Source organism: Bradyrhizobium sp., assembly GCF_049581145.1.
Taxonomy (GTDB): domain Bacteria; phylum Pseudomonadota; class Alphaproteobacteria; order Rhizobiales; family Xanthobacteraceae; genus Bradyrhizobium.
In genome coordinates, this window is the sequence record NZ_JBAURI010000536.1 from 1 (window position 1) to 19,795 (window position 19,795).

20 protein-coding genes and 3 pseudogenes are annotated in these 19,795 nt (G+C 62.1%); 12 read left to right on the forward strand and 11 right to left on the reverse strand.

The genetic code is table 11. The annotated features are described in order from the left end of the window. The 10 genes from WCB02_RS17440 to sctT form a co-directional block, all read left to right on the forward strand. Positions 1-522: hypothetical protein (locus WCB02_RS17440; RefSeq protein ID WP_423959879.1), on the forward strand; the 522-nt coding region annotated here is incomplete at its 5' end. A 48-nt stretch (positions 523-570) separates the two neighbouring features. Beyond that, a complete protein-coding gene (sctJ, locus tag WCB02_RS17445; protein ID WP_423959882.1) occupies positions 571-1,389 on the forward strand; it encodes a type III secretion system inner membrane ring lipoprotein SctJ in 819 nt (272 codons plus the stop codon). Next, complete coding sequence (locus WCB02_RS17450; RefSeq protein WP_423959884.1) at positions 1,386-2,009, forward strand: SctK family type III secretion system sorting platform protein; 624 nt, start codon at positions 1,386-1,388, stop codon at positions 2,007-2,009. The genes sctJ and WCB02_RS17450 overlap by 4 nt, the downstream gene beginning before the upstream one ends. A gap of 5 nt (positions 2,010-2,014) precedes the next feature. Beyond that, a complete protein-coding gene (gene sctL, locus WCB02_RS17455; RefSeq protein ID WP_423959886.1) occupies positions 2,015-2,641 on the forward strand; it encodes a type III secretion system stator protein SctL in 627 nt (208 codons plus the stop codon). Continuing rightward, positions 2,638-3,987, forward strand: coding sequence for a FliI/YscN family ATPase (locus WCB02_RS17460; RefSeq protein WP_423959888.1), 1,350 nt, complete (start codon positions 2,638-2,640; stop codon positions 3,985-3,987). The genes sctL and WCB02_RS17460 overlap by 4 nt, the downstream gene beginning before the upstream one ends. After that, positions 3,984-4,511 (forward strand): hypothetical protein, encoded by a 528-nt coding sequence (locus WCB02_RS17465; protein ID WP_423959889.1) that lies wholly within the window; start codon positions 3,984-3,986, stop codon positions 4,509-4,511. The genes WCB02_RS17460 and WCB02_RS17465 overlap by 4 nt, the downstream gene beginning before the upstream one ends. 59 nt (positions 4,512-4,570) lie before the next feature. Further along, positions 4,571-5,584: a type III secretion system cytoplasmic ring protein SctQ gene (gene sctQ, locus WCB02_RS17470; protein ID WP_423959890.1), complete on the forward strand. Its 1,014-nt coding sequence runs from the start codon at positions 4,571-4,573 to the stop codon at positions 5,582-5,584. Then, complete coding sequence (gene sctR / locus WCB02_RS17475) at positions 5,577-6,230, forward strand: type III secretion system export apparatus subunit SctR (RefSeq protein WP_423959892.1); 654 nt, start codon at positions 5,577-5,579, stop codon at positions 6,228-6,230. Before sctQ ends, sctR begins: the two co-directional genes overlap by 8 nt. 19 nt (positions 6,231-6,249) lie before the next feature. After that, on the forward strand, positions 6,250-6,519 hold the full coding sequence (locus tag WCB02_RS17480; RefSeq protein ID WP_423959894.1) for an EscS/YscS/HrcS family type III secretion system export apparatus protein: 270 nt from the start codon (positions 6,250-6,252) through the stop codon (positions 6,517-6,519). Continuing rightward, positions 6,450-7,361: a type III secretion system export apparatus subunit SctT gene (gene sctT / locus WCB02_RS17485; RefSeq protein WP_423959895.1), complete on the forward strand. Its 912-nt coding sequence runs from the start codon at positions 6,450-6,452 to the stop codon at positions 7,359-7,361. The genes WCB02_RS17480 and sctT overlap by 70 nt, the downstream gene beginning before the upstream one ends. Before the next feature lie 140 nt (positions 7,362-7,501). Here the strand turns inward: sctT and WCB02_RS17490 are convergent, their stop codons facing one another. The 8 genes and pseudogenes from WCB02_RS17490 to WCB02_RS17525 form a co-directional block, all read right to left on the reverse strand. Beyond that, the gene (locus WCB02_RS17490) at positions 7,502-9,121 is read right to left on the reverse strand and encodes an ABC transporter substrate-binding protein (RefSeq protein WP_423959897.1); all 1,620 of its coding nucleotides are present in this window, start codon (positions 9,119-9,121) and stop codon (positions 7,502-7,504) included. 51 nt (positions 9,122-9,172) lie between these two features. Beyond that, complete coding sequence (locus tag WCB02_RS17495) at positions 9,173-9,760, reverse strand: hypothetical protein (RefSeq protein ID WP_423959898.1); 588 nt, start codon at positions 9,758-9,760, stop codon at positions 9,173-9,175. 338 nt (positions 9,761-10,098) lie between these two features. Then, positions 10,099-11,343, reverse strand: a complete 1,245-nt coding sequence (locus tag WCB02_RS17500; protein WP_423959900.1) for an MFS transporter — start codon at positions 11,341-11,343, stop codon at positions 10,099-10,101. A gap of 101 nt (positions 11,344-11,444) precedes the next feature. Continuing rightward, positions 11,445-12,332, reverse strand: coding sequence for a LysR family transcriptional regulator (locus tag WCB02_RS17505; RefSeq protein WP_423959902.1), 888 nt, complete (start codon positions 12,330-12,332; stop codon positions 11,445-11,447). Positions 12,333-12,771: 439 nt separating this feature from the next. Continuing rightward, positions 12,772-13,155 (reverse strand): hypothetical protein, encoded by a 384-nt coding sequence (locus tag WCB02_RS17510; protein WP_423959904.1) that lies wholly within the window; start codon positions 13,153-13,155, stop codon positions 12,772-12,774. A gap of 466 nt (positions 13,156-13,621) precedes the next feature. Next, positions 13,622-13,947, reverse strand: a pseudogene (locus WCB02_RS17515) (DUF3363 domain-containing protein). 40 nt (positions 13,948-13,987) lie between these two features. Next, positions 13,988-14,568 (reverse strand): annotated as a pseudogene (locus WCB02_RS17520) (DUF3363 domain-containing protein). A 38-nt stretch (positions 14,569-14,606) separates the two neighbouring features. After that, entirely contained in the window at positions 14,607-14,765 is a 159-nt protein-coding gene (locus tag WCB02_RS17525) for a DUF3363 domain-containing protein (protein ID WP_423959906.1), read from the reverse strand. Here WCB02_RS17525 and WCB02_RS17530 point away from each other — a divergent pair. Then, positions 14,764-15,582, forward strand: coding sequence for a hypothetical protein (locus tag WCB02_RS17530; protein WP_423959909.1), 819 nt, complete (start codon positions 14,764-14,766; stop codon positions 15,580-15,582). The genes WCB02_RS17525 and WCB02_RS17530 overlap by 2 nt on opposite strands. 130 nt (positions 15,583-15,712) lie before the next feature. On the opposite strand, the pseudogene WCB02_RS17535 reads toward WCB02_RS17530, so the two are convergent. Then, positions 15,713-16,781: pseudogene (locus WCB02_RS17535) on the reverse strand (IS110 family transposase). A gap of 779 nt (positions 16,782-17,560) precedes the next feature. After that, complete coding sequence (locus WCB02_RS17540; RefSeq protein ID WP_423959910.1) at positions 17,561-17,797, reverse strand: helix-turn-helix domain-containing protein; 237 nt, start codon at positions 17,795-17,797, stop codon at positions 17,561-17,563. A gap of 158 nt (positions 17,798-17,955) precedes the next feature. On the opposite strand from WCB02_RS17540, the gene WCB02_RS17545 reads away from it, so the two are divergent. Then, positions 17,956-18,417: a hypothetical protein gene (locus tag WCB02_RS17545; RefSeq protein WP_423959912.1), complete on the forward strand. Its 462-nt coding sequence runs from the start codon at positions 17,956-17,958 to the stop codon at positions 18,415-18,417. A gap of 502 nt (positions 18,418-18,919) precedes the next feature. On the opposite strand, the gene WCB02_RS17550 is transcribed toward WCB02_RS17545, so the two are convergent. Beyond that, on the reverse strand, positions 18,920-19,795 hold an 876-nt coding region (locus WCB02_RS17550; RefSeq protein ID WP_423959913.1), incomplete at its 5' end, for a hypothetical protein.

A 19,795-nucleotide genomic window follows, 5' to 3' on the forward strand; every position in this document is an offset into this window, starting at 1 on the left:
GTTGAAATGAGTGTGACCATAACTGCCGTCCCCGCCGCCACGGGCGCTGACTTTCAACCGCCAGCTCAGCCGACCGAGCTCCCGTTGGCGGATTACGTGGCAAACCTCCGGAACAGCCCGATGTCCGGAATGCCGGAACTCGCCAATCCGGCAGCGCTGGCAAGCGAGATCTTCAGCAACCTGCGGGGATTCTTCGAAAGAACGCAATATTATGAAAAGCTGAAGCTCGCGCCAAGCCTGCCCACTGAAGGCGGCAACGTCATGCTGGCATCCTCGGAAGGCGAGCGGCTCACGGAGCTGCCGGGTGACCCGGCGCCGGACAATTCTGCTCTCGCCGATCTTCCCGCCGCCGGGGAGGTTGAACCTTCTAAGTCAGAAACGCCGGAAGTCGCGATTGCCGACCTCCGCCGCATCATGGAATTCTGCCTGGCTTCGATGAACTTTTCCACCGAGGCAACTTTGATGGGGAGCGGAGTGTCGCAAGTCGTCCGTTCGGTAGGCACCTTGCTCAAGGCCGACTGAGCGCAGCAGATGCCGGGCAATCTCGCGGTGAAATCCGAGGAGCGATGCTTGAACACAGGTTTCACCGGCTTCGGCTCTGCGCGTGGCACCCGGCTCGCGGTCCGGCTCGCAACAGTCATCATGTGCGCCGCCGCGGTCGCGTCGTGCAAGTCGGAGCTCTACACAAACCTCGACCAGCAGCATGCCAACCAGATCGTGGCCACGTTGCGTGAGCATGGCATCCCAGCCGACCGCTCGCCGGGCAAGGGCGACCGCGTCTCGGTCTCGGTCGACGAGAGCCGCTTCGCCGAAGCCGTGGAAGTCCTCAATGACAATGGCCTGCCGAAGCAGGAGTTCGCCACGCTTGGCGAAGTCTTCAAGAAGGATGGACTGATCTCTTCGCCGGTCCAGGAACGGGCTCAGATGATTTTTGCCCTGAGCCAGGAGCTCTCCGAAACTGTGTCGGAAATCGACGGCGTGCTCTCCGCCCGGGTGCATCTGGTGCTGCCGGACAACGATCCGCTGCGCCAGCAACTCGTCCCTTCGTCGGCGTCCGTGTTCATCCGCCATCGGGCGAGCGTCCCCATCAATGACCTCGTTCCGCAGGTCAAGATGCTGATCACAAACGGTGTCGCCGGGCTGTCCTATGACAAGGTATCTGTCATTCTCGTCCCCGTCGCAGAGCGGACGCAGGTCGCCCGTGACGACGGTGAGGCGGAGCCTGGCCCGTTGGCCCGCCGCCGCGATGGGATCCACGTCGCCGGCTGGCCACTTTACAGTCTGGCGGCGGTTGCAATGACGCTCTTGCTGGCGCTGATCGTGGTGCTGCAGCGTCGTAGACCGCGCATCTACCAGCTGAATGCCGCCAACGTGGTGAAATCGCCATGACCGGCCCCACCAACCGGACATCTGCGGAGATGGACTGGGCGACGCTGATGAGGAGCCCGGCCGCCTACATTGATGTGAGCAGGCTTGCGGCGTGTTTCGACGGCAGCATCGGCATCAAGCTTTGCGAACGTCTGCGTGCCACGGGCCGCCTTCAGAACAGGCTGTCAGACATGATAAGCGATTTTTACGCGCTGCCCGCACCGGTCAGTGCGGAGGCGGTGAATCTCGCCGACCAGAAGGTCGCGCTGCTGGCGCCGGGCAAGACCGGTGACCTGATTCGCCGTGCGGGTGCGGCTTACTGGGCAAACGCCATCGCCAACGCCGTTCGCGCCGATGAGGTGCGGCGACTGCGCGCCCGGTTGGGCGAGGCGCTTTACGCATTTGCGCTCGCCAACCGTCAACTGTCGGGGCCTCCCGCGAAGCTTGACCTCACCGACGAAATCGATGTGCAGATCACGCAAGACGGTACGCGGTGTTTCGGTGCGTGGTGCGCGTCTCAACCCGAGGCTGTCGGCAGCCGTGTCCGGCTGAAGAGTGCGGCAAGTCCAGCTCTCGACGACAGCGCCAACGGTCCTTTCAGGGACATCGGCGCGGCGATCATCCGCGGCGCGGCAGCGTAAGCCACATGCTCGCACAAAACCCGCTATCGCCAGACGACTTGCCGACGCAACCCGGCTCACGGATCCTGCGCGCCGCCGACGCCGATGCCTGGCGAGAGGGATACCGCTTTCTGGCTCTGGTGCGCGAAACCGCCGCGAAGACCGAGGCAAACGCCCGCCGCGCCTATGAGGCTGCCTACGAGAAGGGTTTCGCAGAAGGTCAGGCCGCAGGGGCGAGCGAAGCAAACCAGCTTGTGCAGGAGACGACGCTTGCGGTCGACCGCTATCTCTCCGGACTCGACGTGGAGATCAGCACACTCGTGCTCAACATCGTGCGCCGGGTGGTCGGAGAAATCGACGTCGCCGAACTGGTTGTGCACGCCGTCACGCAGGCCATGACAGAATTTCGCCACGAGAAAAACATCAGGGTAGCAGTTCATCCCACCGCCGCCGAACGCGTCAAATCGGCGCTCGCAGTTCTCGCGCCGGACGATCAGCCGACTGTAACGGTCGAGCCAGATCACGCCCTAGATAAGGGAGCTTGCATTCTCGTAAGCGACGATGCCGTCGTGGATGCAAGCATCGAAGTCCAGATGCGGACACTCGAGGCAGAACTCGGCTCCGGCTCTGCCGAAAAGGGCAGCCCTCCATGAGCATGTCGCCAAGCCAGCTTGACGACCGCCTCGATTCGATCGTGCCGCGTCTCCAGAAGGCTTTGCAGAACAGCCAGCCGCGCCCCATCAATGGACGCGTGCGCCGTCTGCTCGGTGTTACGGTCCATGCCAGCGTGCGCCAGACCCGCCTCGGCGAGATCTGTCATCTGGTCGATCCGGTTACGGGCCAGGTTGTGATGGCGGAAGTCGTGGGACTCATCGAAGATCTCGCCGTTCTCACGCCTATCGGCGACCTGACCGGCCTTTCGAGCATCAGCGAGGTGATTCCAACCGGGGACGAATTGCGCGTGCCGGTCGGCCCCGGATTGCTCGGGCGCGTCGTCAATGCGCTCGGCGAGCCGCTCGACGGCGAGCCGTTGCCAGCGCATATGATCGAGGGGCTCTATCCCGTGATGGCGCAGGCGGTCACACCGTTCGAGCGCAGGCTCATCGACGCTCCGATCCAGCTCGGAATCCGTGCGTTGGACGGCCTCATGACCTGCGCCTGCGGGCAGCGCATCGGCATTTTCGGCGAGCCCGGCGTCGGTAAATCGACGCTGCTTGCCGATATCGTTCGCAGCACCGATGCGGATGTCATCGTGGTCGGTCTTGTCGGAGAGCGCGGCCGCGAGGTGAGAGAATTCGTCGAGCGGCAGCTTGGACCGGAGACCCGTGAACGCACGGTCGTCGTCGCCGCGACGTCCGACAGGCCCGCGATGGAGCGCGTCAAGGCCGCCCATGTTGCCACCACGATCGCGGAATTCTTCCGCGATCGCGGCGGACACGTCCTGCTGCTCATGGATAGCATCACCCGCTTTGCACGTGCCCAGCGTGAGATCGGACTGGCGGCCGGCGAGCCGCCGACCCGGCGCGGCTTTCCGCCTTCGCTGTTTGGCGCGCTGCCCCGGCTCGTCGAACGCGCCGGCCCGACCGCGTACGGCTCCATCACGGCCGTCTACGCGGTGCTGGTGGAAGGCGAAATCAGCCTCGATCCGGTGGCCGAGGAGATGCAGGCGCTGCTCGACGGCCATGTCATCCTGTCCGCCGAGCTGGCGCGGCGCAACCATTTCCCCGCTATCGACGTGCTGCGCAGCCGCAGCCGGCTGATGGACATGGTCGTGCCGCCCGCACATCAGTCGGATGCTGCGCGCATCCGCGAACTTCTGGCCCGCCACGCGGAAGTGGAACTGCTCGTGCGCGTCGGCGAGTACCAGCACGGGTCCGATCCGGTCGCTGACGAAGCCATCAGCAAGATCGATCGGATCAACGGCTTTTTGCGGCAGGCCAGCGCCGCCCGATTTGCCATCGAGGAAACGCGGCGGCAGATGCGGGAGATCGTCCAGTGACCGTGATGTTGCAGCGCCTTGCCGCACTCCGCCGCCGGCGCGAGCAACGGGCGCTGGAGGCCCTGACCGTCCAAACCGGACTGCTGCGCCGCGCGGAGCGGCAAGCGGAGGATGCGGCGCGCGCCGTACAGGATCATATCCGCGACATGCGTACGAGGGAACGTGCGTTGATCGGTGCGTTGGCCGGCCATCCCGCATCGACCGCGGCCATCCTGCGTATCCAGCTTGAACTCGATGGCGCTGACCGCGAAGGGGCGCGGCGACGCGCAGCGGAAGCTCAGGCCGAAGCCGGCCTCCAACCCCGGCGGAGCGCCCGTGCGGCAAGCCTTGCGGATTTTCAGTTGCAGCAGCGCGCAACGAGCAAGGTCAACTCGCTCGGCCAGGAACAACTCGCGCGGCAAACGCGGCACGATACAGCCCTTGGCGAGGCCGAGGCTGAAGATCATGGTGCCGCCGGCGGCAGAGCTGCCCTAACAACCCAGCTCAACACGACGCCGTTCGACACTCTCCGAGGTAGCTCCTGATGGAGAGCCGCCCCGAGAGCCAGGCTGAAGCGCTGCCCAGACCGGAATCTGGCCTCGTCTTGCCGGCGATTTCGCTCGCAGAATCTAAAGCCCTCAATGCTTTCTATCGATCGCGCCCAGCGCTGGCCTGTCTGCTTGCCGGACGCAGTGCGACGATCATGGCGTCATGGCCCCCGGAGCCTGATGATATCTGCAACGGTTGCCGGATCGACATCACGGTTGATGGAGCACCGGGCAGATTGATCGTGCCCCACTCCCTGATCAAGGCGCTGGTCAGCGAGCACGATCCGGATCAGGGCATCGATCATCTCGATCCTTGCCACCTCGCGCTTGTTCTTGAGCTTGCTCTTGCCGATTCGCTTTCGACGCTTGAGGTGGGCCTCGGCGCACAGCTCACCATCGTCTCGGTGGGGAAACCTGGTGACCGGGTGAACGACTCTGCTTCCCTCGTTTTCATGATCGCAGTCGAAGGCCTCGGGTCGTCCTCCGTGGAGTTGCGGCTCCCACCTGGTCAGGCGACCCGTCTCGCGCAATTTCTCGATCGTTGCGCTGGAGGCGTCGTTACCGAAATCGAGCTGCCGGTCCAGGTCCAGTTCCGAGTCGCTGTTGCGACATGCTCGGTTGGCGAGGTAGCGACGCTGCTGCCGGGGGATGTGGTGACCGCAGATCACCGCTGTCGTGAGGAGCGAACCGCCGTTGCAGTTCTCGCCGAGCATCTGGCGGCGCCGGTAAAACTCGGCGCGGCCGGCGCACGGCTTGCTGCGCCGCCGCTACGCATTCGGGGATCAATTTGGGAGTGGAGCATGGCAAACGGGGGCGACAGTTCGCAAGCCGATCTGAAAGATACGGAGCTCGACGATATCCCGGTGAAGCTCCTGTTCGAACTGGGGCGTGTCGAGCTGTCGCTCGCGGAAGTCCGCCGGTTGACAGCAGGAGCGCTGATCCCAGTGCCGCGGCTACTTGACGAGAGCGTCGATATCTCGGCAAACGGACGCCGCATCGGTCGCGGCAGCCTGGTGCGGGTTGGCGACAATCTGGGTGTCCGGATCACCAGACTGTTCCACCATGGCTGACACCAACGTACCCATCGTTGGTATCCTCATTGTCCTGGCCGTCACGGGTTTGATCCCGTTGTTCGTAGCGACCATGACCGGATTCCTGAAGATCTCCGTGGTGATGTTTCTGATCCGCAACGCGCTAGGCGTCCAGCAGACGCCCCCCAACCTCGTATTATACGGCATAGCCCTGATTTTGACACTCTACGTGACGTCGCCATTGCTGGGCAGCATCTATGCCAAGCTGAACGCTCACCCGGTCGACTTCAGCTCGGTGGAAAGCGTGACAGCGATGGCAAACGACGTCAAGCAGCCGGTCAGGGCGCAGCTGATGCGCTTTGCACAGCCTCAGGAGCGGCAGTTTTTCCTCTCGGCAACTGAGCGGGTGTGGCCGGAGGAGGCTCGCGCAGACCTTAAGGACGACGACATGGTCATATTGCTCCCGGCCTTTGTCAGCTCCGAGTTGACGCGAGCCTTCGAGATCGGCTTCTTGCTTTATCTGCCGTTTCTCGTGATAGATCTTGTCGTTTCGAATATCCTAATGGCGATGGGCATGATCATGGTGTCACCGACCCTGATATCGGTGCCACTCAAGATCTTTTTGTTTGTCGCTGTTAGTGGATGGTCGCGCCTGATGCACGGCCTCATTCTCAGCTACAGCTGAGCAGTTGCGGGAGGAGGCCGTGAACAATGAGGTCGTTCTCGTCAACGTGCAGCAAGCGCTGGTCACTGTGCTTCAGATGTCTGCCCCCGTCCTGATCACGACGGTGATCGTCGGCGTTCTTGTCGGACTACTCCAGGCGTTGACGCAAATCCAGGATCAGTCGCTGCCGCAGGCGTTGAAGCTGATGGTGGTGCTGCTCATCATGATCTTCTTTGGGGCGTGGCTCGGCAGCCAAGTCGCGCGCGAAGCTTCGGCAGTGCTCGACGAATTTCCGATCGCGACCCGGTAAAGGACTGGAGCCAAGGTGTGAGCCTGCCCTCCATCTTTTCCAACCACCAATTATTCGACTGGCTCGATAACTACATTGTCGCGATCAGCCTCGCGCTGGCGCGCATGTCAGGCCTGGTCATCGTCATGCCGGCCTTTACTCGCATCGGCCTGACCGGAATGCTACAGGCCGCCGTAGTCGTTGTACTCGCGCTGCCGCTGGTGCCGATGGTCGCCGGAGCGGTTGCTGCCGCGCACCTGACTGCCATTTTGACCGCTACGCTGCTGTTCAAGGAAATGCTCATCGGATTGATGATCGGACTGGTCCTCGGCGTGCCGATCTGGGCCGCGGAGGCAGCCGGAAACATGCTCGATATTCAGCGCGGCAGTACGGCGGCGAGTCTTTTCGATCCGTCGGCAACTAGCGAGGAAGGCATCACCGGAACGCTGTTGGGGCTTGTCATGGTAGCGCTCTATTTCGGCTTTGGCGGTCTGCCGCTGACGTTGCGGACTGTGTACGAAAGCTATGGGCTGTGGCCGGTGGGCAGCGTCTTTCCGCCTCTCACCGCGACTGCGGGCCAGTTTTTCGTCGCACTGCTCGACAACGTCATCACCCTGGGGTTGGTGCTGGTCGCTCCGATCGTAATATTCATGCTGCTCGCCGATCTCCTGCTCGCGCTGGCATCGCGGGCGGCACCTCAGCTGAATGTCTTCGCGCTCTCGCTCAACATAAAAAATCTCATATTTTCATCGCTTCTTGTGCTCTATGGCGCCTTCATGATCAAATACATGGGAAACGACCTCGGATTGCTCCTTCACGCCGGAAGTGATCTCGAGACCCTGACAAAGCCGGCCTCCCCATAGTCCTCGTACCTCGACGCCGTGAGCACATCGACGGCACAGCGCGTGGCACTCTGGCGATCGATCTCAACACGGCGGCCGTGGTTACGCTACAACGTTGCACGGCACCTGCCGCAAAGGTCGGAACAAGTGCAGCGATGCGATCATTCAAGTTCTATCGGCCTGTATTTTCCTGTTTCATCGAGCGCCGTGCCCCAGATCTTGTGCGAAGCCTGATGCTCGCCGCGGCTGAAGCCGAGCGGTATGCCAAGACCGAGATCGAGATTGCTTGTATTCTCCAGCATGTCGACCAGCCGTTCGGTGTCGACTTGCGGGCCGCAGCGCCTCAGCGCGTCGATCAGCACGTTTGCCGAAATGAAGCCCTCGAGCGAGATATAGTCGGGATTCTCGCCCGGGAAATATTTCGCGAGCGCGGTCTTGTACTCCATGACGATGGTCGAATAGCCGGACACCGAGGGCACCGTCTGGGTCACGATGACGCCGTCGGTGAAGCGCGGTCCGAGCAGCATCAGCTCGTCGGCCAGCGAACTGGCGCCCACGGACGACATGTTTGTGTAGATTATCCCCCGGAACAGGTCGCGGGTCTTCTCGATGAACTTCGCCGCCGGCCGCGTCGTCGCCACCATGACCACCGCCCGGATCGAAACCTTCTGCAGCCGGAGCTGACTGACGGCATCGTCCACGTCCAGCGTATTGCGGGTGTAATTGAGCCGCAATAACGGACTGTCGCTGAAGCCAAGCGCGCGAAACGCCTTCGCGACACCGGCGAAGCCGGCATCGCCGAAGGAATCATTCTCGGCGAACACCGCGATCTGCTTCGGCTGCAGCTTGCGGATCTTCACCAGGTAGCGCACCGCTGCGTCGGTCTCTTCCGAATAGCTTGGCCGGTAATTGAAGACGTAGCGATCCGGAGGATCATGCCGCACCACGTTAGCGCCCGTGAGCGGTGCGAAGAACAGCACCCGCCGTTCGAGCGCAAACGGCAAGGCCACCGCGGCTGTTGGCGTCCCGTGGTTACCGATGTAGCCGAACACCTGCCCCTGTTCCCAGAGGCTCTTCATCGCGTCGAGCGTTCGCGTCGGCTCGAAACCGTCGTCGGCTGCAATCAGCTTGAGCAGCCGTCCGTTGACTCCTCCGGCGTCGTTCACCCGGTCGAATGCGACGTCGAGTCCAAGCTTGACGTTATGGCCGTTTTCCTTGGCGGCGCCGGAATATGGAATGACGATACCGAAGCGGATTTCGCGATCGGTGACGCCGTGCGCATTGGCGGCAGACGGCGGCTGCGTCGGAGCGACCGCGGCGTTGGCGGCCGACGGAGCCATTGCGTCGGCCAGCGACGGTCCGCTGGATGCCCGCGGTGGCGGCACCGATGCGTGGGCGATGACTTGCTCGAGGTCGTCGAGTTGACGGTCCGCCGCTCGACAATCGAGTTGCCCCGTCGTCACCGCGCCGCGGCCGTCGGCCACGGAACGGTCGAATAGCCGCGAGACTTCGGCCCGCTCGGCATCGTTGGTCGCGGCTTCCCGGATCACCGCCTCGAATTTGTCGACGATCACCTGGACGCGAGGCCGAGCGATATTCTGGCAGGCGAGCGCTGAGCCGATAATCGGCCCCACTCGGCGGGCAAGGTCGTGTACTACGCTCAGATTGTCGCCAAGCGCCGTGCTCGCGCTGCTCGCAAGCACGATGCCGCTGATAATGACCCAGCGAATTTTCAAGTAAGACCTCCGCGCCGAGGTCAGAGCGAATCGCTGATTGCACATCTCGTCGTTTCCTTCATCTATTTTTGCTTGCCGTTGTTCGGCGGCAAGCCGCTATTCGGCCCGTTCGCGCGCGCTTGTCGGCTGGTACTGTAGAAACTGGCGAAGGATCTTGTCGGCGTCCTTTTCCGGACGCTCGCGTCCAACGGTTTGTACGGCGCCGCCTGACGCCGGCAGCCCCTGGAATTCGGCAAGTGCCGACCTCGGGGCATCCTCGCCCTGGCGCCGTTGTGAGAGCACCGTCATGAAGGGCTGCAACGCCGCAGCGAACAATTGCGCATGATTCGGTTGCCGCACCGCCGGCATCAACATGGCGACGGACAACGCGAGGATGGCCAAAACGCCGATAGCCTCTATCAAACGACCCGCGGCGCTGAACAACGTGCCGCGCGGCTTCATCTTGCGGGCCGGCCCCCGGCTTTCACTCATCGCTTGTGAATCCGGCCGCCGACGCAGGGGCGCATGGCCGGGCGCAGCCGAGCGCGAAATCGAGCGCACGGCGATCTCGGGCCTGTTTTCACGTAGGCTCTGCACGTCGTTCGTTGCTGTTGCTCGCGGCGCTTGATTCTCACGCCGCCATCGCGGCGCATGATGCACTGGATCGTAGGGACCAATCGGTTCTGGCTCGTTTGTGACACTCATACGCTCCTCCGGTGATTCTTGGCTTGAACTTCGTTGGCCAGTCTTCAGGCGCCCCGCCGGGTTGCAGTAGCCACGGCAGACGAATGATGAGGTCGAAGAGCCAGCGCCGGACCGGGCTGCCTCTGCACCGCAGGTCGGCAAGGCCTCGATTGATCACCAGCAGGCGGCGCTCGCTCTCATGGAGCTCGAAACTGGGCAGATCCTCGATCTCGGCTGCAGCGTAACGCGGTGGAGCTCGCTCAGCGCCTTGCCGTGCTACGGATTTTCGATCCGTGGCGCGTCTCACCCGCACCGGTGACGGTCTCGCCACGACCGACCAGAAATTTCCGTAAAATCGTTCAGCTCTCTGCCGGAGCGAAACTGAGCAAGCTCTTTCCCCGCGTTTCGGGCAGCAGAAGAGTGGCCACAATCACCAGCCCATAGGCGCCGGCTGCGAACGTGCCGATCGCTACGCCGAGCGGCATTGAAGCGGAGGCGACACCCACGAGAGTCGGGAAGAAGGCAGCGAGGCCACGTCCGACATTGTAACAGAAGCCCTGCCCGCTGCCGCGCACTTCGGTGGGAAACAGTTCGGTCATGACGGGACCCATTCCGGAAAAGATCCCGGAAGAAAAGAAACCGAGTGGAAAGCCAAGGATGAGCATCATTCCATTAGACACCGGCAGTTGGGTGTAGATGAGCACAATCGCGGCTGAGCCGACTGCAAACAGCATGAAGTTCATCCGCCGCCCGATCGCGTCGCCAAGGTAGGCCGCGGTCACATAACCGGCAAAAGAGCCGGCAATGACGACGGAGATGTAGGCAAGGCTGCCTAGAATCGAGATGTGGCGTTCTGCTGAGAGAAAGCGCGGCAGCCAGGTCGTGATGGCGTAGTAGCCGCCCTGCGCGCCGAGCGCGAGCAAAGAAGCCCGAAGGGTCGTCCAGAGCAGGGTGGGCCGGAAGATTTCCACGACCGACGGCTGCGGTGCGCCGCTTGCCTTCGCGGTAGCGAACACGTCAGGCTCGGGCACCGCGCGGCGGAGCCAGAACGTCGCGAACGCCGGGACAATGCCCATGAAGAAGAGCACCCGCCAAGCCAACGCGTTGTCCATTGTGGTGAAAAGGAGCGTCGACAGCAGAGCCGCTGCCGCCCACCCCAAGGACCAGCTGCCCTGCACGAAGCCGACGGCCTTGCCGCGATGGCGTGCCGCGATGACCTCTCCAATCAAGACGGAACCCGCCGCCCATTCGCCGCCGAAGCCGAGGCCCATAAGACCGCGGGTGACCATCAGCTGCTCGAAATTTTGCGCAAAGCCAGAGAGAAAGGTGAAAAAGGCAAACCAGATCACGGTAATCTGCAAAGTCCGCACACGACCGAACCGGTCCGCCAACATGCCGGCAAACCAGCCCCCGAAGGCGGAAAGCACAAGCGTCGTGGTCGCTAGCAGACCTGCCTGGGTCGGATCGAGAAATGTGAGGCCTATCAGAATCGGCAGTATGAAGGCGTATATCTGCACATCAAACGCATCAAGCGCGTAACCGCCAAAGCATGCCCAGAACGTCCGACGGCCCTGTGGGCTCAGTTGCCGGTACCAGTCAAACATCACGTGTCTCCTTTGGCATGTTTCCATCTCCGATTTTGTTCGATGATGGAATTGAGACACAGCGGCGCGACCAGCATCAAATTGTCATTACAAATGTGACGTCATAAACCCGCTTTATGACCTGCGCAGGCCTGAGCGATGGCTGCCACCGTGGCAAGGTGCGCTGAGTGGGGCGCCTCGACATAGGCGGCGATGTAGTCGAGTGGCGGCACCGAAAATGGTGCCGTCACCTCCGACAACGTCCCGCGCGCCAGCTCCTCGATGATCACCACACGTGGAACGATGCAGACGCCGATTCCATCAAGCGCCATGCGCACGGTTGCGGCGAGCGAACTGTTCGGATAAAGCCGCGGCGCCGGCAGGCCGGCTCTGGCAAAGGCATCGGCGATCATTCGCGTCGGGCGGGTCGCGCGGGCGAAGGTCAGGATCGGCATGGTTCCAAGCCCTGCAAGGTCCGCGGCCACTTCCAAGCCAGGCTTCGCCGCCCAAACAAGGTCGTAGGAGCACAGCGGAACTTCGCGCACACGCGGCAGGTCGAGCGGTCCGAGCAGAATGGCGAGGTCGATCTCGCCCGTTAGGAGACCGGCCCGCAGCGTGGAGGAGATGTCGACGCTGACTTCCAGAAGGAGATCTGGATGGTGTCGATACAGGTCGCGCAGAAGATCGGCGAGCCAGGTCCGCACAACCGTTTCCGAGACGCCAATCCGGATCAGGCCACGCAACTCGAAGCGGCTGGTCAGTACGGCCTCGATATCACGATCGAGCTCGAGCATGCGCTCGGCCTGTGCATAGAGTTCGCGGCCCCGAGGTGTCAATTGCGGACGCTGGCCCGCGGCACGGTGGAACAGCTGTATGTCATAGCGTTCCTCCAACTGCCTGATCCGCACCGACACCGCTGGCTGAGTCGTATGCAGCTTTTCAGCCGCCCTGCCGAAACCGCCAAGACGTACAACCCAGTAAAAGACTTCGAGCGTTTTGAGGTCGATCATCCACAATCAATAACTTGCCACCAACTTGCCGTGGATTGCGCTAGTATCCGGAATTATGGCGAAGCTGCGTCGATATACCTTGCCTTGGTCCAGGCGAAGGGCTCGGCTTGCCGTTGTGGGCTTCGATGTAGGCATCGATGTGGTGCTCAAACCGTTTGCGGAGCTGCAAGGGAGCTTGAAGGGTGTATGGTTGTTGGGGCGGTCAGCGACATCCCGATGTTGCACAACCGCTGATGGCTAGGGTACGCATCCGAGGGGTCGAGTAACCGCGGGTGACGCGGACCAAGCTACCGCTCAACAACCAGCGGCAATCTCGAGCGCCGGGGCAGCCCGCCGCCCGGGCCGACTGACCGCGCAGGCCGGAACGGGCCCAGTCATGCCACGCGCCGCATATCAGACTTTCAGAGTTGCGCGTTTCAGTGCGGCCTCGGGGCGGCCGTCATTTTTTCGTTGTCGCAGTGAGCACAAGAAAGCCACCGAGCAAAACCCAAAAGGCGTACCCAGCGATGAACGGGAGTTTGACAAACAAGTCGACGATCGCAACGATTGCGATCACAAGCGCGGCGATAAATCCAAAGTCCATTTTCATTCCCAGTCTCTTGCCCGACACACAGCCACGCGCGCATACCGCAACCACAGGTAAGCACATCATCACGGGAACTGCCGTATGGACGACCATCGAGTCCGAAAGCAGGCGCGTGTGTTGCAAGGATGCCTCACACGCCGCGAGTCGCGGTGCGGCTTTGGATTTGACGCCCCTGCCCCCGCGAGCGGCACATTTGAGCGTCAGCGGCTCGCGCGGCGCTCCACCCAACCGCTTCACCTCATCGAACCTCGAAGGTGAAACGATATGGCGATCGAGGTCGAATGGGCACGCACGACGGCACCGGAATTGAAGCGGCTGCCGGCGCGAGGGGGTGAGGCACTTGCAATGCTGCCGGTCGCCCGCTCGAGCAGCCGCAGCCGCAGCTCTACCTGTGGATCACCCACACGGCGAGCGCCCGCACCACGCGCTTGATGACGCGGGACGATGCGGCGCTCCCACGGCATCAAACCGCCCTCACCGCCATGAAAAGAAAACAAATTCCGCCAACTCCGGGCAACGCGGTAGGCCCTCGTCGCCCTGCTAGACTAGACTCCCGGCGCCGCTGAAACGGCCTCCAATACGTCACCTTCATAGAGCCCCTTTGTCCGGCCGCGACGTTCGGTCAAGTCTGCGAGCGGGCGGAGCGGGGCGAGAAAAGCGCGAGCCTTCGCCGAATGGCACCGGTCCGGCCCCATGTCTACAATCAGGTAACGACACCTGGAGATTCATATCCCCAGTCCCGTTTCCTGCCAAAGCTCCATTCGATGCCGCCAGCGGCGCGCACTGAGCCGGAGATATGCTGGCCGATGCGCTGGTCGAGCACGACTTGCCACGGCACCTGCCGGAAACCGATGCCGTCATCGATCACAGCGAATGGCCGCTGGCGAGCTTGGTCGAGCTGACATGGGTGCCGCTGACATATTCGCCGGGCTTGGTGGCGCCGAACGACAGACCACGCTCGGCAGCCAGCGCTTTGCCGAAACGAGTCATCTCCGTACGCTCCAGATTGGTAACGAAATCCTTTGACACGCGGATTCGGCCGTCCTCCAGCCGGACGGCATGGCCATGTTCACGAGGCTCCGCCTGCCGCGTTCCATCGCCTCAGCGACCTCGCGGCCGAACCCGGGGCAAGCACGGCCGGGCGAAGCCAGGTGTCCCGGTCGAGCCAAGTCGCATCGTTACAACCAATCTGGCTGTCTAGGCCGGTCGGAGACAGGATGCCGATGCGGATTTTTGCGCGGTCTCGCGCCAGATCGTAGGCTTGACCACGCTTGGGAAGATCGGCGGGGACACGGCAGTGATCGGGGTCGATCCGGCTCGCATGGGCGGCCCGCGTAGTGCCTCCAGCCGGCGAACATGAGAGCGAAGGAAGGCCGCGAGATTGCCGCCGGATCCGGGCGATGTCCACTCGTGGCCGCCCGAGATGTTCGGACGGGCGTAGACGACCCCTTGCCCCGCGAATTCAGGATGTTGCGATCCGGGGCGCTTGGACCGGGGAGTGGCGGAGCCGGCCGCGACGATCATGCCTCGGCCGAAGTCCTCAGCGCGGTCCATCTCGATGTGATGCACGCCCCCATCCACGGTGTCGATCACCAGCCGGACTCGCTCGCCCATCTCGTCGCCGCCAAGCGCCCCCTGTCGCGCACGCATCCCGTGATGTGCTCGGCCGCCTGCTCTCGATGCACGACCTAACGTGCGGGATGGCGGTCCTCCGCCAATCCATCTCGCTTTAACGGCCGCTGCATGGTCTTGATGATGTCGCCGCGTCCGCCGAGCTCCCGCAGCACAGACTCAGCTTTTGACGATACGATCCAAATGCCGGTCTCGATCTCGGTCGCCTGCCCCATGCGCTCCAACTCGCGCGCGCTCGATCAGTGGCACACGTTTCTGACGGAAGGCCTCGCGCATGTACTGGTCGGGCGCAGCAGGTCGGAAAACTCCCTCCCCCTTCCCGACTCGGAAGCCACGGTTCGGATTGCCGAAGGCCGGAAGCATGGCCGGCTGAACCTCGCTAACGAAGGTGGTCGCGCGTCCACCCATCGCGCCGATCCGGCGCCCGGCTTGCTGCGCACCGCCACGGTCGCGGACCCTGCCGGGACGGAAGCCGAAGGCGTCTTCGCTGCGCGCCATCGGACGACGATTGGACGTCGAACGCTATCGCGCAAGGCCAGAAACGCAGTGCGCGTGATGCAGCGTAGAAATACCGCGCCGGCGAGGAAGCGGCCATCTCCGATTTGCGGCATGTCGCAGGCGATGGCTCTCGGCGCATTGAAACAGAATGATAATTGGGAAAAGCGCCGCTCGCCAAGGCTCGACGAAACGTCGAAAACCGACCTAAAACAATGTGCAGACAAATACTTAGTAACACCGTTCCGGAAGCGGGGAAACCCGCTTTATCTTGCCTTCCTAATCGGGCGTTCAAAGTCAACCCTCAACTACGCTATTTTCAACTTTTCACACATGCGCATTTCCTTTCTCTCAGCACTGACTGCGGGACAGAGTTCGCCCGTCGACGCGCACATTGTTTGCATTCTCCAGGCGGGGTCCATGCGTTCCTTCGCGTTCGGCACGTGGCCGTCGCATGCTCTTCATCAGGTTCATAAACAGGGCTGTCCGAGCAGTCTGGCGCTCTCATCACGAGGGACGGAAGCAGGCAAGAGATAGCGGACATTCCCCGTTTCGCGGCCCCGCCAGGGGACGCTCACCGCGCGCGCGGATCTCGTTATTCGCTCCTTTTCAACTGACTGGCGGCAGCACCGACAGCCGATCGTTGGTCGTCGTTGGCGCAATAGAATCACTGCGCCGGTTTCAGTTTCAGCCGCTGCGTCACCTTGGCGCCGAAGCCGACCTTGAAGTCACTTCCGTCGATCCACATGCGATGCAGGATGCCGGCGAGCTTGCGCGCGACAGCCACGATCGCGCATAGCATGCTTGATCGTTTGGCGATCCGAAGACCCCAGGCACGCAGGGCGGACCACTTCTTGACCCGCAGCAGAAGGCTCGCAGCCGCCTCGCAAAGCGCTTCCCGGACGCTGACATCGCCCTGCTTGGTAATGTGCCCCTCATAGTCGATCGAAGTGCCCGACTGATGTCGCCTGGGCGTCAGGCCGAAATGCGCGACAACGGTCCGCGATCGGGTAAAGCGCAGTGGATCATCCACTCCGACCTTGAACGAAAGTGCTGCAACGGGACCGACGCCAGGCACGGTCATTAAACGCCGACAGATCTGATCGTGCTGAACCACCTGCAGAAGTATCCGATGCAGTTTGGTATATCCGTCAAGGATCGCCCGGCGCACGGTCAGCATCGTCTCGATCATTGTCGAAAAGACGATATCCGTGCGCTCGATCAGCTCGCGCACGCGCGCTTCATATTGGCCGCGACCGACGGCTCCGACCAACAATCCGTATGTTCGCAGCGCACCGCGAATGTGGTTTTCGATGTCCACCAACTTGCGCTTGAGAAGCTTGCGGTTGGTCAAAAGCGTGCGCATCTTTTGCATCTCAACATTCTTCACATGGACGGCGCTGAACCAGCCCAGCCGCATCATCTGCGTCAATACCGCGCGCATCGTTGCGGTCGGTCTTGTTGCGCATCGTCGACAGTGACACCCGCATGTGACGGGCTTCCACGACAATGATCGGCAACCCACCCTCATGAAGCTCGCGGTACAGCCACAGGCCCAACGAAGACGCCTCCACTCCGATGCGCGAGAGGCGATCCGCGTAGCCCTCAAGAGCGGAGCGGATCGCCGCTGGCTCGGTGCTGACCTTGACTTCCCGGACCGTCTTGCCTTCGCTGTCGACAATGCAGAGGCTCGTTTCTTCCAGGCCCACGTCCAATCCAACGTAATGTTGTTCCATTGCAGCTCTCCTTCGTGCAAACGACGTCCAAATCGTTGCACCAGGCTCCAAATTCCGCCACCGTCCCGGCTATCCCGGTCCACCGGCTTCTCGAAGCCCGATGAGAAGAGCCGTCACTCCCCTCCTACGTAAAGCGTCCGAATCCTGCACGTCTTTCGGATATTTTGTTCTCGTTCCATTTCAGGTTCTCTCATTGCTTGCTACGCGGGAGAATCTCCGAGGACGCCGCGCTGTTTTGGGGCAAAGGCCGACAATCCTGTCTCGTCAAACCATGTTGCCACGAGGCGCGCGGGGCATCGAAGCGCGCCGGAAGCGGACCACTATGGTCCGGATACGATCCCTGACAGCAGTTCTGATGCAATAGCTGCGACTTGTGGTGAGCTCGCGAGATCTACGCGAGCGCCCAGAACATCGACTCTGTCCCGGAAATCGTCGAAGCGTCAGCACAAGAAGAGTCGTCGAACCGCCTCAGGGAGCCCACACGCTATCGCGACAGCTTGCGCACGACAGCAGTCCAATCGCTCCTCAGGCGTTCCGGGGCCATATATGTCGAAGCGATGAACCCTTGGCGGTATGGGCGGACCGAGTGTCCGAGCGCTTGGTCTCTCGCCGCGTTCGCACGTATCTGGCGCGGACGCCTGGAACAATCCGGACTGGTGGTCGCTCATCCGGCTGCCCTGGCCAAGCAGCGCTGCCAATGGTGCATGCTGCAAGAAGCGGACGGCCGATTGAAGGTGTTGCCATCGCGGAGATTTGGCGCCGCCATGGCATGGCCGCTGCTAACCTCGCCTGGCTTCGTCAAAAAGCTCCGCCACGCTGGAATCCAACGCTATAGCAAGGCGGCTCAACGTATCGATCCGTACGTCTAGTTTGCCCGATTCTAATTCACTGATTAGCGCCTGGCGCAACCCGGCGACGTTCGCAAGTTGCTCCTGAGTCATTTTCTGCGCACGACGAAGGCGCCGCAGATTGCGCGCCAAGACATGCCGCGCCGCATAGATGTCCCGCCGAGCCATGTGGCAGGAAGGCCATCAGAATCGGCCGCTCTCCATACGTAATTACGTATATTTTGTGTACCGTCCCCCGATACCGACTACCTGAAGGGGCTGGCGGCACAGAACTCAACCTTATATACGTAATTCCGTATATTCCTTGTGCCCTCGGGAGGTTCAGAATGAGCGAGCTACGGAATGCCGCGAACCCAACAATGCTCGATCCAGCTAACGATGATTCCGCTCTCCTTGCCCTGGAACGACAATTCAATGAGGTCGCAGCAGATCTCTTTGGTCTCCAACATGCGCGAGACGCGTTGGCCGCCTGCTCGGTTTCTCGGTCGTCAGAACCGCGAAGTGAACTATTGGGCGCTGAATACAGCGAGGAAGTCCGCACAAGACAGTTGGAGACTATCTTGGCTCGACTCGACCCGATCGAACGAGCGATCATGGCCACCCCTGCACACTCGATCGCTGGATTGGGCGTGAAGGCGCGCCATGCGGCTTACGCGATGTCCCAGTACTGGGTAGGGCCTGTCGACCAGATTGAGTGGGAAGCAAAGGCGGTTCGTCTGCTGATCGAAGCAGTCTGCGAGGTAGCCGGCGTGCCGTTGCCCTTTCGCGACTTAACAGTCGACAAATAGTCACGGCCCGCTGAGAAACGAGTAAAACGATGAGTATTGTTTCTATCATGGCCGCGATTCTCAAGGATGAATTGCGAGAACACGGCGTTTTTGGGCTCACCCAAGCTGATTGCGAAACAATAGTCCGCAGGATGGTTGAACGCACGGCTGAACTTGGGGCAGACTTCAAACGGCGCCGGTTGGAACCGTACCCGAGCGAGCCGTCCTAAGGGGTTCATAGCTGCATCGCGGTCCCAATCGTTTTTTGCTTCGGTTCGGACTCCGGGGCGTCAGCACCTCAGGTGCATAGGATGTGAGAAAACCTTGCTTTCTTTTCTTGGGCTTTCACGTCGGCTTCTCGCTGAGAGTGTCGTATCTTGTGTCGGGGCTGCTCTCGGATGTTTCAAACCAGTCCTCCCCGAAATCGAGTCTGGACGGCTTCGACCGTTCAACAGGCCATGATCTTCTCAGTGTCTCGGCGGACCGGTGAGCCTCGTCTTGCTCCGAGGCATCCCGGAAATGGTCAGCGAGAGCCCATACGCCTCGTGCGTGCTCCGGCGGCGAGAAGCAGCGCCACCGCCAACGGAGCGAGTACGGCAACAAGCGCCAGAGTGAGCAGGCGGACCGGTCGCTCGAGGTCGGTGGCCGGTGTGCCGATCAGCTCTGCGAGATATCGCGGTGGACCGACGTCGGCCCCGGCGCGACGGCGCTGGGCGTCAAGCTTCTGCTTCTCCATCTGCAGGGCGGCGAGCGCCTGAGCCTCGCGCTGGCGCGCCGCAACGATGTCGGCGCGATCACGGCGCTTCTGGTCAGAAATCGTCATCGCGCCGACGGAGCGGCCAAGTCGTATTGATTCCTCGATGGCCGCGTCGATCTGGGCGATGCGCCGATCGAGGTCGGCAATTGTCTGGCCCTGAATGGCGAGCCTGGCCTTGGTCTCTGCGGTGCTATCCGCGAGCGCCAAATCAACGGCCGCCATATGCTCGAGGTGGGCGCGCGTCAGGAATCCGAACACGCCGACCGCATTCAGGCTCATCAATACGGCGATCATTGCGACGAGCACCAGGCGCAGGAGCGACGGCGCTGAGTGCCAATACTCGGTCAGCCAGGCCGCTGCGACGAGCTTCCCGGCTTCTAGCGCCGCGCCCATGGTGATCACGGGCCAGAACGCGCCGGCAAAGATCGCGGTGAGGCCATCTATCGAGAAGCCGGCCGACACGCAAGCGAGCGCCAGCGCCACGATGAATGCGGCGAGCTTGACCGGTGACATGGAAGGCCGCGCCGCCGCAGCCGCACGCATGACTGTGACATCAACGGCCTCGGTAACAGCCGGTGTAACGGACGTGGTTACGATGATCGCTTCGGCGTTACGGCTGATGTGACCGGCGTCCTGCCACGC